This window comes from Streptomyces davaonensis JCM 4913 (assembly GCF_000349325.1).
GTDB classification, from domain to species: Bacteria; Actinomycetota; Actinomycetes; order Streptomycetales; family Streptomycetaceae; genus Streptomyces; species Streptomyces davaonensis.
Genome location: NC_020504.1, coordinates 3,965,105 through 3,980,174 on the forward strand (window position 1 = coordinate 3,965,105; position 15,070 = coordinate 3,980,174).

Sequence of the window (15,070 nt, forward strand, 5' to 3'; positions counted from 1 at the left end):
CTGTTCAGCTGCTCTTGACCTTGATCTCGCCGTTGATGATCTTTTCCTTGGCCGTCTCGATGGCTTCCTGGAGCTCGGCGTTGTCCGCGAACTTCGGGTTGGAGTTCGACAGGCTCACCTCGCCGGTCTTCAGATCGCCACGAACGATACCGGTCCCGGGCTTCCCGTTCTCGACCGACTTCGCCAGGTTGTACACCGCCTTGGCGACGTCCTTCATCGCCGAGGTCAGGATCGAGTCCTTGTACTTGGCGAGGGCTTCCTGGTTGTACTGGTCGGAGTCGACACCGATGGCCCACACCTTGTTGGCGGCGGCGGCCTCGATCACGCCCTGGCCGGAGAGACCGGCGGCCGCGTAGACGACGTCGGCCTTCTTCTCGATCTGGCCCTCGGCGGCCGTCTTGCCCTTGTCGGGGCTGGAGAAGCCACCCTCCTCCGCGGTCTGCGTGAGGTACTGGGAGAGGACCGTCGCCTTGGGGTTGGTGTCCTTGACGCCCTGCTCGAAGCCCGCCTGGAACTTGTGGATCAGCGGGATGTCCACGCCGCCGACGAAGCCGACGGTGTTGGACTTGGTGCTCTTGGCGGCGGCGACACCGGCGAGGTAGGAGGCCTCCTCCTCGGAGAAGACCAGGTCGGCGACGTTCTTCGACTCGACGGTGGAGTCGTCGACGATGCCGAAGGTGGTGTCCGGGAACTTCTCCGCGGCGCCCTTGACGGCGGTGGCGTAGGCGTAGCCGACACCCACGACCGGGTTGTAGCCCTGCTTGGCCAGCGACTCGAGGCGCTGCTGCTTGTCCGCGTCCGTCTCGCCCTCGGTGGGCTCCACGTCCTGCGTCTCGTAGCCGAACTCCTTCTTCGCCTGCTCCAGGCCCGCGAACGCGGCGTCGTTGAAGGACTGGTCGCCCTTGCCGCCGACGTCGTACGCGATGGCCAGACCCTTGTCGCCCTTCGAGTCGGACGAGCCGCTCTCGGTCGAGGTGCCGCCACAGGCGGAGAGCGCGAGGGCCAGAGAGGCGGTCGCTGCGCCTGCGACCGTGATCCGGGAAATCCGGCGCATGTGAGGTGCTCCTAGTGGTACAAGCGCCGGACGGTGGTGTGCTCGGTAGGGCTTCACAGCTTCGGCGCTGATGGCTTCGCCGCAGATTAACGCGCGTAGACCTGCCTGAAAACCCCTTCTGTCCACCTTGTTATCCGGCCGTGCTCAACGCCACTCGCCCCCAAGGTCGAATCGAACGCAAAAGCGGGCGGGTGTCCTGGACACCCGCCCGCTTCAGGTGATTTGAGGCGATTGACTCGATCGAGCGCTGACGGTTACTCCGTCTTGACCTTGATGTCGCCGGCGATGATGCCTTCCTTGGCCTTGGCCACGGCGTCCGTCAGGCCCGGGATCTCGGCCATCTTCGGGTTGCTCTCCGCCAGGCCGACGCCGTCCACCTTCAGGTCGAAGGTCTGGACACCGGTCAGCGGCTTGTCGTCGTGGACGGACTCGGCGAGGGCGAACACCGCGCCGCCGACGTCCTTGAGCGCGGAGGTGAGGATGTAGTCCTTGTACGCCGACAGCGCTTCCTGCTGGTACTGGTCGGAGTCGACACCGATCGCCCAGACCTTGGCCTTCGCCGCGGCCTCGATCACGCCCTGACCGGACAGACCGGCGGCCTGGTAGACGACGTCCGCCTTCTTCTCGATCTGGCCCTCAGCGGCGGCCTTGCCCTTGTCGGGGCTGGAGAAGCCACCCTCCTCCGCGGTCTGCGTCAGGTACTGCGAGACGACCTTGACCTTGGGGTTGGTGTCCGCCACGCCCTGCTTGTAGCCGGCCTCGAACTTGTGGATCAGCGGGATGTCCACGCCACCCACGAAGCCGACGGTGTTGGTCTTGGTGGCCTTGGCCGCGGCGACACCGGCCAGGTAGGACGCCTGCTCCTCGGCGAAGACCAGGGAGGCGACGTTGTCGCCCTCGACGACGGAGTCGACGATGCCGAAGGTGGTGTTCGGGTACTTCGAGGCCACGGCCTCCATCGCGGGACCGTAGGCGAAGCCGACGCCGATCACCGGGTTGTAGCCCTGCTTGGCGAGGGAGGCCAGACGCTGCTCCTTGTCGGCGTCCGTCTCACCCTCGGTGGGCTCGATGTCGGCGGTCTTGTAGCCGAACTCCTTCTGCGCCTTCTGAAGACCGGCGTACGCGGCGTCGTTGAAGGACTGGTCGCCCTTTCCGCCGATGTCGTACGCGATGGCGAGGCCGAGGTCGCCCGAGGTCTCGCTGCTGCTGTCACTGTCGCTGCTCGTACCACCGCACGCCGTGGCGGCGAGCGCGATCGACGCGACCCCCACCGCGATACGGGCCAGTTTGGATGTCCGACGCATCGTGAAGTTCCCCATTCTCCAAAAGCCCCGCGATGGGTGCCTGAGTTCGGCGCACATTAACGCGCGTAGACACTCCTGGGAACGGGGTATCGCGTGGCCGTTATCCATTCGTGCCGATGGCCGGTTACGTCCCTGTGACCCATCGGAACGAAAAGGTGCATTCCAGGGCATCGGCGCGCATGTTTGTGTGCCGATGTGGTCAGACTCCCCCTGCTTTCCGGGCGCCGCAACCCGAGGTGGCCGAAAGGGGTCTGTGTGCGGGTGCGGCGCCGTGGGGGCCGGCTGCGTCTGCCTACAGGTCGATCAGGGCCGCCGCCGTGAACAGTTCCACGCCCACCGTGATCGCGTGCTCGTCCACGTCGAAGTCACCCTGGTGGAGGTCGCGGATCGTGCGCTCGCCCGGGGTGCGGACGCCGAGGCGGGCCATGGCGCCGGGAACGTGCTCCAGGTACCAGGAGAAGTCCTCGCCGCCGAGGCTCTGCTCGGTGCCCTCCACGGAGTCGGGGCCGCGGCGGGCGGTCATGGCGGCGCGGAGGAGGTCGGTGATCTCCGGGTCGTTGACCACGGGCGGGACGCCGCGGACGTAGGTGATCTCGGACTTGGCCCGGTGCAGGTTGGCGACCTCGTCGATCGCGGCGACCACGATGTCGGGGGCCTGCCGCCAGGCGTCGAGGTCCAGGCAGCGCACGGTGCCGGAGAGCTCGGCGTGCTGCGGGATCACGTTCGGGGCGTGGCCCGACTCGATCCGGCCCCAGGTCACGGCCATTCCGCTACGGGTGTCCACGCGCCGGGCGACCAGCGCGGGCACGTCCGTCACCACGCGGGCGACGGCGGTGACCAGGTCGGTGGTCAGATGGGGGCGCGCGGTGTGGCCGCCGGGGCCGTCCAGCGCAATCTCCAGACGGTCGCAGGCGGAGGTGATGGCGCCCTCGCGGATACCGATCCTCCCGGCGTCCACCCGGGGGTCGCAGTGCACGGCGACGATCCGGCCGACGCCCTCCAGCACCCCGCACTCGATGGAGTCGGCGGCGCCGCCGGGCAGCACTTCCTCGGCGGGCTGGAAGATCAGCCGCACCGGCCGCGGCAGCAGTCCCTTGCGGTGCAGGTCGGCGAGGACGAGCCCGGCGCCGAGCACCACGGTGGTGTGCACGTCGTGCCCGCAGGCGTGGGCCCGGTCCGGCACGGTCGAGCGGTAGGCGCACTCCGTCTTGGCGTCCGGGATGGGCAGGGCGTCGATGTCGGCCCGCAGGGCGAGCGCGGGCAGCCCGTCGCCCCAGTCGCCGATGTCGCAGACGAGCCCGGTCCCGATGGCGAGCACCCGCGGCTCAAGGCCCGCCCGCTCCAGGCGCTCCTTGATCGCGGCGGTGGTACGGAACTCCTGGTTGCCGAGCTCGGGGTGCATGTGCAAGTCGCGGCGGAACGCGACGAGTTCGGCACGCAGCGACTCGGGCAGCGTGCCGGGAAGCAGTGCTTCCCCGGCGTCCCCCGGCAGATCGGCCTCGGACTCTACGGACATCAATTGCTTCACCCTCTGAAGGGTAGGACGCCCGGGTGGCCAACTGCCCCACGATCAACAAAAGTTCAGCCCGTTAGGGGAAGAAAATCTGGCCGCCAGACGCATAGGTGTGGTTTGGGATGGGTAAACTCCCGCCCTTTTCGAGCCAGTCGATCAAGACCACCCATCCGCTCTCCTACCAACCCTTACCACGCCCCGGAGGGCCGCGTCGGTTCTGTTCACCTGTCGGGACCGGTGGTCGAGGCGTCCTCGAGCGTTCCTGCGGCTTCCAGGGCGCGCAGGACGCGGGTCAGATCGGCCGGGGCGGCAGCCAGGCGGACCGGGGTGCCGGCGTCGTCGAGCTCGGCGATGTGCCAGCTCCGGGGCACGGTGTCGCCGTCGGAGCCCCGGGCCCGGCGCACTTCCCCGACGGTGAGGCGCCGGGCGGGGATGGTGCGCGCGGCGAACCGGTCGGGGCCGGGTGTCACCGCGGGCGGCTCGTCGCCGCCGAGGGCGATGTGGGTGCCGAAGCCGTGCGGGTTGTAGTCGGTGGACTCCAGGAAGTGGGCGCGCAGGAAGACCTCCCCCTGTTCCGCGGGGGCATCGGCCCCGCCGGGGGTGCGGACGCGGGTGGCACGCCAGGCCCCGGCGGTCATGGCCAGGGTGGCGGCGGTGCCTGCGGCGGCCCAGGCGATCGTCGTGGCAGAGCCGAGCAGGTCCGTGGGGTGCAGGTAGCACAGCGGCAGCAGCCACGCCCCGGTCCCGACGAGGACGGCGGCGAAGGGCAGGGCCGAGGGCAGGACCTCGTCGTCGGGGAGGCGGCGGCCGCGGCGGCGGGTCAGCATCCGGGCGGCGGGGTAGCCCGCGGCGAGGGCGAGTCCGGCCGACACGGCGGCCAGGTCACCGGGCGGGGAGACGTGCTCGCGCCAGACGTGGCGGCTTCCGGCGATCTCCATCACCTCGCCGCGCCAGGCGGTGAGCTCCACCTCGTCCCCGGGCCGGAACTCCTGGGCGGCCTCCTGCGAGACGCGGAGCCGGTCGAGCGGGCGGTCGTCGGCGAAGTACAGCACGCCGCCTCGCTTCGGCCCGTCCTCGTCGATCCGCTCGATCACGGCCGGGATGCTCGTCAGGCACTCGCGCCGGTCCTCGGCGGGGGTCGAGGCGGCGCACGGGACGGCCGCCTCCCACTCCCGCTGGTGGACGTCGGCCCGCGGGACGAACCAGGCGGTGAGGCCCGCGCCCGCCAGCAGCAGGACGCACAGGACCGGCGACCAGACCGAGCCGCGGCCGGCGGTGCGCTGGGAGACGACGACGAGGTGGTCCGACTCGGGGTTCCCGTGGCTGCGGTGCAGGGCGCGCAAGGCATCCAGGCCGCGGTCGAAGTCCTGGTCGGCACCGCCCCACCCCACGGGCAGCGGCAGCTGTCGCGCGGGCCCACGACGTGGGGCCACGAGGACGTGCCGGGACTCCTCGCCCCGGGGCCACGTCTTCACTCGTACGCGCAGGTCGGCGACGTCCGCCCAGGGCGTGGTCCGGCGCCGGGTGTGAATGCCGCGGGCGTCGGCGCGGACCTCGGCGGTGGCGGAGCGCAGCGCGGCGAGACCGAGGCAGAGGCAGAGGACGCCGACAGCGGCGAGCGGAACCGGACCGCCCAGGACGAGCCCGAGGACGGCGAGCAGGACGCACGCGGCCGTGATCCCGACGACGCCCCACAGGGCCCGCCGCCACCGCGACCGAAAGACGACGTCACCCGCACCACTACTGTTCACGCCCACCATCCTGACGTGCTCAGGACGCGGGGACTTGTCCGGTGTCCGGCAGCTTTCCGGTGAGTGAAGTTGCCGACCGCCCACTCCCGCCGTGGGTAGGCTGCGGCCACGTGACGGACCCGACCACAGACCCGGACTTCGTACGGGCCACCAGGACGTCGTACGACGCGATAGCCACCCCCTACTCCGACCGTTACCCCGACAGCCTGGCCGAGCAGCCACTGGAACGGGCCCTGCTGGCCGCCTTCGCCGAGCAGGTCGGCGCGCACAGCACGGCACCGGTGGGCGACCTGGGCAGCGGCCCCGGCCATGTCACCGCCCGCCTGCACGCCCTCGGCGTCCCGGTCTTCGGCGTGGACGTCTCCCCGCGCATGGTGGCGCTGGCCAGGGAGGCCCACCCGCACCTGCGGTTCCACGTGGGCACGATGACGTCCCTCGACCTGCCGGACGAAACGCTGGGCGGCATCACCGCCCTGTACTCGACCATCCACATCCCGACGGACCACTTGACGGCGGCCTTCACGGAGTTCCACCGCGTACTGGTCCCCGGCGGCCACGCCCTCCTCTCCTTCCAGACCGGCGACACCGACGAACTCATGCACCTGACGGAACGGTTCGGCAGGGACATCTCCCTGCACTACTACCTGCGCACGCCGGAGACGGTGGAGGCCCACCTGCGCGAGGCGGGCCTCCAGGTCCGGGCGAGGGTGGTGCGGGAGCCGGTGCGGGAGGAGAAGAGGGCGCGGGCGTTTCTGCTGGTCAGGCGGTATGGAGGGTGAGTCCGTAGCGGGAGAGGATCTCGTTCACCGGCTGGAACCACGTCTCGCCGCCGCTGGAGCAGTTGCCCCAACCACCGGACGTGACGCCCTGGGCCTGGTCGCCGCTGATGAAGGAGCCACCGGAGTCGCCGCCCTCGGCGCAGACGCTGGTCTTGGTCATCTGATAGACCGCGCCCTGGCTGTAGTTGACCGTCTCGTTCTTCGCGAGGACGGTGCCGCAGCGCCAGTGGGTGGTGGAGCCGGAGCGGCATATGGACGTACCCACGGGCGCCTCCGCGGACCCGCGCACGAGCCGGTCCGGGATGGTCCCCCACCCGAGCACGACAGGTACGGTCCACCAGCCGCTGTGGATGCTGACGTAGGCGTAGTCGTTGCCGGGGAACGAGGACCCCTGGAAGGTCCCCATGGCCGAGCCGTCCCAGCCGCGTACGGCCCACCCGGGCTGCCCGCAGTGTCCGGCCGTGACGAAGCCGCCGTGCACGGAGAAGCCTATGGAGCAGCGGACGTTGCCCGTGTAGTACGGGTCACCGCCGACGGTGCCGGCCGCGTAGGTGCGCGGCGCCTCGGAGGTCTGCACGACGGTGACGGGACCTTGGTCCAGAGCACGGTCGACGAAGTCCCGTACGCCGGCGGCGTTCCGCTCGCCGCGCACGACCGTGACCACGACCGAGTTGGCCTCGGCGTCGACGTGCCACCCTGCGACCCCGGTAGGCGCGGACAGCGAGTCCAGCCGCGCTTTGGCCCGGTCCAGGGCAGCGGCACTGTGCTTCACGAGCCGTGTGTCGGCGCCGAGTTCGCGCACGTCGTCGACCTTGGCCCGGTCGGTGAGGGCGACGACGAGTCTGCCCGTGGACGCCTCGAACCACGATCCGCCGTAAGCGCGCCCGGCAGCGGCCCGGGCGGCCTTCTCGGTATCCACGGCAGCGGCTTCCGCACGCAGCCGCTCCGTCGCCTGCGCCTCGGTGAGCCCGAGGTCGCGACGCATGGCGTCAAGCATCCCCGGCGAGACGGAGGCCTCGGCCCGGGGAGTGGGAGGAGCGGCACTGGCCTGAGCGGTGCCGAGCCCAGTGGCGAGCAACAGTGCCGCAACGGCGGCACGCAGCGCGACGGTGCGTTTCATGGGGCCTCCTGGTGGGGTCCTGGGGAGGAGTGAGAGCGCTCTCAAGAGCGCACCGCTCGCACCGTAGAACCATCACCTTGGCAGGTCCATACCAAGTTTCAGCCGTCCTGATCCACCGAGCAGGCCCGGCCCGGGGCCGCTCACGTCGCGGTGATCGCCGCCAGACGGTGTACGTCCTTCGCCGAGCCCGTGACGCCCGACAAGAACCCCTGTGCCCGGGGCGAGGCATGGTCCGTCAGCCAGGTGGGGTCGATGTCGCAGACCGAGACGCGGACGTCCGTTCCCGCCAGGGCCAGGGGGAGGGTGTGGACGACCGTTGACGGGAAGCTGAGGATCGTGCGCCCTATCGGGCCGCGTCGGGCGATCAGTTCCAGGGGGAGGTCCGGGCGGACTATTTCCAGCCCGGTCTCCACCGCCAGGCGGTGCAGCTTCTCCGTGCTTTCGCGGCGATGCGCGAAGTAGCGGGTCGCGCCGTGGGTCTTGGCCAGGGAGCGGACCGCCTCCAAGTAGCGGTCGGCGTCCACCACGCCCGTCTCCACCAGCGACGTGCCGACCATGTCCGCGCCCTTGCTGATACGCGGCGGGCCGAAGCGCGAGCGGGTCCAGGCGAAGTCGTTCGACGACACCGTCAGGCCCGGCAGCGTCTCCTCCATCGGCATCGAGGAGAAGATCTCCACCCTGCGGTTCTTCCCCGGCGTGAGCCTGCGGCGGGCCGCCGAGGAGGCCGGGGCGAGGATCAGGTCCCGGGGGCCCGGGCGGCCGCCCTTGCGGTGCCAGCGCACCAGGCGTTCACCGCGGGCCAGTTGGCCGACGAACTCCATCGTCGCCGTACCGTCGTCCACGACCACCAGGTCCCGGGCCCGGGTGATCGTCAGCAGGAGTTGGACGTAGCGGGAGAAGGGGTCCCCCAGGACCACCCGGGGAACCCGGCGGAGCGTGCCCGCCAGGCCCCCGATCGTCTGGAACGGCGCCGCCGCACCGCCCCGCGCCTCCTCCCAGCGAACCTCGTGCCCCTCCTCGCGCGCCAGCTCCGCCATACGGCGCAGCTGGCCACGGGTCATCGGATCGACCGGGGCCAGGACCACCACGGTGAGCCCCGCGCCGAGCGCATGCTCCTGCGCATACGCCCACTCCAGCACGTTCAGCAGCTGTACCGGACTCTCGACGAACGCGAGAGTGCGGGTGCCGGCGTTCCCGGCGCGGGGGCTCATCTACGTACGACCGTCCCGTCGTAGGGGAATCAGGGAGGGTAAATCAGATCAGGTCCAGACAGGCTAGACCTGATCGGTTCAAATGCCGTCAGACCGACACCGGCTCGCCCGCCGCCGCGGCGATCTCCGCCTCGGCGACGACGCCCTGGACGCGGCGCAGCTTCTTCATCGGGCCGAGCTCGGAGTCGTAGACCTTCTTGACGCCGTCACCGAGGGAGGCCTCGATGGTGCGGATGTCGCGGACGAGGCGCGTCAGGCCCTGCGGCTCGACGGACGCGGCCTGGTCCGAGCCCCACATGGCGCGGTCGAGGGTGATGTGACGCTCGACGAAGGTGGCGCCGAGGGCAACGGCGGCCAGCGTGGTCTGAAGGCCCGTCTCGTGGCCGGAGTAGCCGATCGGGACGTTCGGGTACTCGTCCTGGAGGGTGTTGATCACCCGGAGGTTGAGCTCCTCGGCCTTCGCCGGGTACGTCGAAGTGGCGTGGCAGAGCAGGATGTTGTCGCTGCCCAGGACCTCGACCGCGTGGCGGATCTGCTTCGGGGTCGACATGCCGGAGGACAGGATGACCGTGCGGCCGGTCGCGCGCAGGGCGCGCAGCAGCTCGTCGTCCGTGAGGGAGGCGGAGGCCACCTTGTGGGCGGGGACGTCGAACTTCTCCAGGAAGGCGACGGCCTCGGTGTCCCACGGGGAGGCGAACCAGGCGATCCCCTTCTCCTTGCAGTACTCGTCGATCTGGCGGTACTCGTCCTCACCGAACTCCACGCGGTGGCGGTAGTCGATGTAGGTCATCCGGCCCCAGGGGGTGTCGCGCTCGATGTCCCACTGGTCGCGCGGGGTGCAGATCTCCGGGGTGCGCTTCTGGAACTTCACGGCGTCACAGCCGGCCTCGGCCGCCACGTCGATCAGCTTGAAGGCGTTCTCCAGCTCGCCGTTGTGGTTGATGCCGATCTCGCCGCAGATGTAGACGGGCTGACCGGGGCCCGCGAGGCGGGACGAACCGAACGCGCGAAGACGGGAGTTGCTCATGGCGAAAACTGTCCTTACTTGGTGAGGGAGTCGAGAGAGGGGCCGAGGATCCAGCTGGCGATCTCTCGGATGGCGCCGTCGCCACCGGGGAGGGTGGTGACCGCGCGTGCGGCGCCGCGTACGACGTCGTGGGCGCTCGCGACCGCCACGGGCCAGCCCACGAGGGCGAAGCACGGGAGGTCGTTGACGTCGTTGCCGACGTAGAGCACGCGCTCAGGCGCGATGCCCTGCTCCTCGCACCACTGCTTCAGTGCGAGGTCTTTGCGGTCGATGCCGTGCAGCACGGGGAGTTGAAGCTTGCGTGCGCGGGCGGCGACGACCGGGTTCTGCTCCGTGGAGAGGATCAGCATCTTCAGGCCGCTCTTGCGCAGCGCGGCGATGCCGAGGCCGTCTCCGCGGTGCACGGAGACGACCTCCTTTCCATCGGCGTCGATCAGCACCCGGTCATCGGTCTGGGTGCCGTCGAAGTCCAGGACGACCGCGTCGATGTCATCGGCGGTCGGCAGCGAACCGGGGCGGTCCGCGTCGAACAGGGGCGCGAGGGCGCGGGCCCGCGCGAGGTCGTGCGGATCGTCGATCTCCAGGACCCGGGCCGGGTCGGTGCGGACGAGTTCCGTACGGCCGAAGAAGCGGTGGTTGTGCTTGCGGAAGCCCGCCGCGTCCATCGCGTAGGCGGCGCCGGTCTCCAGGTAGTCCTGGGGGCGGTCCTGGCGGCGGGGGCGGTAGGACTTGTCATGGTTGACGCCCACGCCGCCCTCCGCGGGCTCCTCGGCGTCGCGCCAGACGAAGCCGTGGAAGGGCGCCACGGTGACCGCGGTGTCGGCGCCGTTCTCCACGACCGCCGCCGCGACCCCGTCGATGTCCTCGCGGATCACGAAGGGGCTGGTGCACTGCACGAGCAGCACCACGTCGACCGGGGAGCCGTGCAGCGCCTCGTGGCCGTCCATGGCGTGCAGCACGGCGGCCTCGGAGGTGGCGGTGTCCCCGGCGATGGCGGCGGGCCGCAGCACGACCTCGGCACCGGCGGAACGGGCCGCGGCGGCGATCGCCTGGTCGTCGGTGGAGACGACGACATCGGTGACGAGCCGCGCGGACAGGCATTCGCGCACGGCGCGGGCGACCAGCGGCACACCGCCGACGGGGGCGAGGTTCTTCGCGGGCACACCCTTGGAGCCACCGCGGGCGGGAATCACCGCGAGCACACGGCGTACGGAGGCGCCGGTCGGCGAGTCGGACATGGGTTGCACTCCTTGTGCAGAGTTCGCAGAGGTATGGGCGGCGAGGCCGCTCTCCTGAGGCGCGGGGATCACAGCTCCCCCATCCGCCGGATGACGGGCGCGACGCGCTGCACCCCGTGCCGATAGGCACCCCGGGCGGCCCGCCGCACTATCTGCCGCACCGGCCCCGGCTCCTTGTCGGCCGACGGCGCCCCCGGCAACACGCCGCCGTCGGGCCCGAGATGGTGCCGGGCGAGGATCCCGGGCAGATACCCCGGCGCCGTGGCAGGCGTGTAGTACGGCGTCAACGGCGGCAACCCCGCCGAAGACCCGAGCAACTTCGCGATCCGCTCCCGCGCCGCGTCGAACGCGGTCTCGTACGCCCCGTCCGCCGCGACGCCCTGCCGGGCCACCCACTCCTCGTCGGGCGCCGGACGGTGCCCCTCGTCCAACTGGTCCCAGGAGGCGAGGCAGCCGGAGCCGACGAAATGGTGGTTGCCGAGCGGCTCCCGCACCCCGAGGTCGGTGAGCACGACGGTGGGGATCCGGCGGTGGAGGGACTCCAGCGCGGCCGTCGAGCTGACCGTGACCAGCAGGTCGGTGCGGTCGAGCACCTCGCCCATGTGCCCGTACACCAGCCGGAAGTTGGCCGGCAGATCGAGCTTCTGGGCCAGCTTCTGGTACGGCAACTCCTCGATGTGCGTGGTGTGTTCGCCGGGCTTGGAGCGCAGCTTGAGCAGCACCTCGCGCTCGGGGTGCAGCCGCGCGTGCTGAACGAGGCGGTTCAGCAGGTACGTACGGTCCTTGCGGTTCTCCGGGACGGAGGGCTGCGCGGCGAAGACGACCGTGTACGGGTCGTGCTCCCCCTCGTAGGGCGCGCCGCCGAGGAACGGCAGCGCCACCTCCGTGACGGCCGAGGCATCGGCGCCGACACCCTCGTAGACCGCGCGGAAACGCTCCGCGTCCTGGCGGGAGTTGGCGAGGACCAGGTCGGCGCCGTGTCGCAGCAGCAGACCGTCGGCGAGCTTCTCGTAGACGACGCCGACGTAGCCGGTGACGACGACGGGGCGCTTCTCGCGGCCCTCCCAGACCCGCTTCAGGCCGTGCAGCATCGCCTGGACACCGCCGCCGACGAGGGCGAGTACGACGATGTCGTACTCCTCCTCGGCCATCGTGCGCAGGAACTCCGGCGCCGTGACCTCGCGCAGCGACTCCGCCCGCACGCCGACTTCCGCCAACTGGCGGGCGGTGGGCGTGGCCCGGCCGCGCAGCAGGAATCCGCTGAGGGCGGGGGCGACTTGCGTGCCGCCTTCGGCTCCGGCTTCCATGGACGGGCCCGGGGCGATGCGGCCCGCTGTCAGCGCACCCCATTTCCAGCGGGTGTCAGAGTCCGCCAGGACGGCGATACGCGGCGACTTCGGTGTACTTGCTGGCACGAAGAAGACGCTAGGAACCATTTCCTAGGTATAGCCCAACCGAGAATCAACGAAGAGTTAACAACACACCACCGAGAGCCGAACTGGCCCGTCAGAGCCTGGGAAGTACATGGGATGCACCATTCCGACACATTGAGTTCACCCGTAGTACGTACACCGGCAAGTTCTGTTGCCGGGCCTCCAACTAACCTTTTGCGGGTGCCAAAGCTCTCCGTGATCGTGCCGTTCTACAACGTGCAGCAATACGCCCCGGACACCCTCAGAAGCCTTCGGTCGAATGCCCGCCGCGACTTCGAGTTCATCCTGGTGGACGACCATTCGAAGGATGAAACTCCCGCCATTCTCGAACGCGCTGCCGAACAACTCTCGGATGTCGCACAGGTGCGTTACATCCGCCACGACGTGAACGGAGGACTCGCCACCGCCCGTAACACCGGTCTGGACGCCGCCACCGGTGAGTACCTCACCTTCCTCGACGGCGACGACTGGCTGGCGCCCGGCTATCTCGCCGAGCTCACCGCCGCCCTGGAGGACCTGGGCTGCGACTTCGTGCGCACCGACCACGTCCAGGCCAACGCCCGGGCCCGCACGGTGCACCGGGTGCCGCACGGCCGCCGCGGCGAGGTCCTCGACCCGCGCGCGGCGATCCTGCCCGCCGACCGGACCACCTCCGTGGACTACGCCTACGCCTGGGCCGGCGCCTACCACCGCCGGCTGCTGGACAAGGGCCTGCTGCACTTCACCGACGGGCTGCGCACGGCCGAGGACCGGCCGTGGATCTGGAAGCTGCACCGGGAGGCGGAGTCGTTCGCCGTGGTGAGTCTGCTCGGCGTCTTCTACCGCCGCGGCGTCGCCGGCTCCCTCACCCAGATCGGTGATGTCCGCCAGCTCGACTTCATCCGCGCCTTCGACCAGGTCATCGAGGAGACGGCCGCGGACCGGGAGGCGGATCAGCTGCTGCCCAAGGCGGTGCGCACCTACTGTGCGATCATCGCCCACCATCTGTCGGACGAGTCCAAGTGGGAACCGGCCGTGGCCAAGCAACTGCGGGCGATGAGCGCCGCGGCCATAAAGCGGATGCCGCAGGACGCACTCGGGGATGTGCTCGAAACCATGGACCTGCGCCGGGCCAGCAAGCTGCGGCGGCTGCGGCGCCGGGCCACCACTGCGAAGGCGGCCGCGTGATGTCCCGTAAAACCCAGATCTTCTGCGTCTCCACGCTCTACGGCGCCGCCACCCTGGCCGCCGCGCTGGACTCGGAGTGCTTCGCCGAGGCAGACCGGCGGCTGCTGCTGGTGTTCAACAACTCGGCCTGCCCGGAGACCACTCCGGCCGTGGACGAGATGCCGGGCTTCGAGCCGCTGCGCGACCACTTCGACGGTGTGCTGTCCTTCAACGAGGCGATCCGCCCCTTCCACCCCGGCGCCTGGACGCCGCGCCCGGACGACCTGCCGTTGTTCGAGCGGTATCTGCGGCTGCTGTGGGGCCTGGGCGAGGACCGGGTGGAGCTGGTCCTGGAGTCCATCCAGGTGAACCCGGCGCTCGGCCTGACCCAGATCTTCACCGGCGCGCCCGTGCAGGTCTACGCCGACGGCCTGATGAGCTACGGCCCCACCCGCAACAAGCTCGACCCGCTGGTCGGCACCCGGGTGCGGCGGCTGCTCCACCTGGACCTGGTGCCGGGCCTGACGCCGATGCTGCTCACCGAGTTCGACGTGCCCGCCGAGGTGGTGCCGCGCGAGGCCTTCCTGAAGGTGATGGGCGAACTCGCGGGCGCCGTCGAGGACCTGCCGGTCCTGCCGGACAACTGCGCCCTGCTGCTCGGCCAGTACCTCTCCGCGCTGAACATCATGACGCCGCAGGCGGAGGAGGAGCTGCACATCCGGATGATGCGCGGCGCCCTGGAGCGCGGGCACCGCTCGATCGTCTTCAAGCCCCACCCCACGGCCCCGGCCCGCTACAGCCGAGCCCTGGAGGCCGAGGCCGAGAAGCTCGGCGTGGACCTCACCGTGCTGGACACCCCGGTGCTCGCCGAGGTGCTGTTCGAGAAGTCCCGGCCCGGACTGGTCGTCGGCTGCTTCTCCACCGCGCTGTTCACCGCCTCCGCGTTCTACGACCTCCCGGTCGCCCGCATCGGCACCGAGCCGCTGCTGGACAAGCTGACGCCGTACCAGAACAGCAACCGCATCCCGGCCGTGCTGGCGGACGCGGTGCTGCCGGATCTGGAGCGGCGGGACGGCGAGGAGACCGTCCCGGCGGACACCCTGGGCGCGCTGGTCGCCGCCATAGGGTTCACCATGCAGCCGCAGATCTACCCGAACCTGCGTCCGGCCGCCGAGCGCTATCTGTCGCAGCACTTCAAGCCGCGCACCCACCGCTACTTCAAGCGCAAGCGGCTCACCTCGCTGGGCCTGCCCGGCGGTATCCCGGAGCGGCTGTCGTTCCTGCCGCGCAACTCCACGGCACGGCGGGTGGTGCGACGGGCGAAGGCGCTGCGGAAGGCGGTCCGCCGCTGAGCCGAATACCCGGTGAACTACCGGGAACGGCCGAGGAAACGGTGGCACACCGTCGGATGAAACCGATGAATCCATGGTGTGGGCGGCGTTCGAATCCCTAGGATCACGGAACGCCGCCCTCTCCCACCCCCGTGAGGCATTC

Annotated in this window: 12 protein-coding genes; 3 read left to right on the top strand and 9 right to left on the bottom strand. The window is 70.3% G+C overall.

Going from position 1 to position 15,070, the window contains the following annotated elements; all coding sequences use genetic code 11:
- Positions 1-4: 4 nt before the first annotated feature.
- The 4 genes from BN159_RS17160 to BN159_RS17175 form a co-directional block, all read right to left on the bottom strand.
- Positions 5-1,054: a BMP family lipoprotein gene (locus tag BN159_RS17160; RefSeq protein WP_015658266.1), complete on the bottom strand. Its 1,050-nt coding sequence runs from the start codon at positions 1,052-1,054 to the stop codon at positions 5-7.
- A 254-nt stretch (positions 1,055-1,308) separates the two neighbouring features.
- Positions 1,309-2,358 (bottom strand): BMP family lipoprotein, encoded by a 1,050-nt coding sequence (locus tag BN159_RS17165; protein WP_015658267.1) that lies wholly within the window; start codon positions 2,356-2,358, stop codon positions 1,309-1,311.
- A 292-nt stretch (positions 2,359-2,650) separates the two neighbouring features.
- Complete coding sequence (locus BN159_RS17170) at positions 2,651-3,874, bottom strand: M20 family metallopeptidase (RefSeq protein WP_015658268.1); 1,224 nt, start codon at positions 3,872-3,874, stop codon at positions 2,651-2,653.
- 218 nt (positions 3,875-4,092) lie between these two features.
- Positions 4,093-5,631, bottom strand: coding sequence for a hypothetical protein (locus BN159_RS17175; RefSeq protein ID WP_015658269.1), 1,539 nt, complete (start codon positions 5,629-5,631; stop codon positions 4,093-4,095).
- A gap of 101 nt (positions 5,632-5,732) precedes the next feature.
- Here BN159_RS17175 and BN159_RS17180 point away from each other — a divergent pair, with 101 nt between their 5' ends.
- A complete protein-coding gene (locus tag BN159_RS17180; protein ID WP_015658270.1) occupies positions 5,733-6,401 on the top strand; it encodes a class I SAM-dependent DNA methyltransferase in 669 nt (222 codons plus the stop codon).
- Here the strand turns inward: BN159_RS17180 and BN159_RS17185 are convergent.
- From BN159_RS17185 to BN159_RS17205, 5 genes are all read right to left on the bottom strand, one after another.
- Positions 6,382-7,521 (bottom strand): S1 family peptidase, encoded by a 1,140-nt coding sequence (locus BN159_RS17185; protein WP_015658271.1) that lies wholly within the window; start codon positions 7,519-7,521, stop codon positions 6,382-6,384. The two genes, BN159_RS17180 and BN159_RS17185, sit on opposite strands and share 20 nt — an antisense overlap.
- A gap of 140 nt (positions 7,522-7,661) precedes the next feature.
- Positions 7,662-8,732, bottom strand: a complete 1,071-nt coding sequence (locus BN159_RS17190; RefSeq protein ID WP_015658272.1) for a hypothetical protein — start codon at positions 8,730-8,732, stop codon at positions 7,662-7,664.
- Positions 8,733-8,820: 88 nt separating this feature from the next.
- Positions 8,821-9,759, bottom strand: coding sequence for an N-acetylneuraminate synthase family protein (locus tag BN159_RS17195; RefSeq protein ID WP_015658273.1), 939 nt, complete (start codon positions 9,757-9,759; stop codon positions 8,821-8,823).
- Between the two features lie 14 nt (positions 9,760-9,773).
- Complete coding sequence (locus BN159_RS17200) at positions 9,774-10,997, bottom strand: acylneuraminate cytidylyltransferase (RefSeq protein WP_015658274.1); 1,224 nt, start codon at positions 10,995-10,997, stop codon at positions 9,774-9,776.
- A gap of 68 nt (positions 10,998-11,065) precedes the next feature.
- Positions 11,066-12,412: a DUF6716 putative glycosyltransferase gene (locus BN159_RS17205; RefSeq protein ID WP_078598823.1), complete on the bottom strand. Its 1,347-nt coding sequence runs from the start codon at positions 12,410-12,412 to the stop codon at positions 11,066-11,068.
- Positions 12,413-12,610: 198 nt separating this feature from the next.
- Here BN159_RS17205 and BN159_RS17210 point away from each other — a divergent pair, with 198 nt between their 5' ends.
- The gene (locus BN159_RS17210; protein ID WP_015658276.1) at positions 12,611-13,597 is read left to right on the top strand and encodes a glycosyltransferase family 2 protein; all 987 of its coding nucleotides are present in this window, start codon (positions 12,611-12,613) and stop codon (positions 13,595-13,597) included.
- Positions 13,597-14,928 (top strand): alpha-2,8-polysialyltransferase family protein, encoded by a 1,332-nt coding sequence (locus tag BN159_RS17215; RefSeq protein WP_015658277.1) that lies wholly within the window; start codon positions 13,597-13,599, stop codon positions 14,926-14,928. The genes BN159_RS17210 and BN159_RS17215 overlap by 1 nt, the downstream gene beginning before the upstream one ends.
- Positions 14,929-15,070 lie beyond the last annotated feature (142 nt).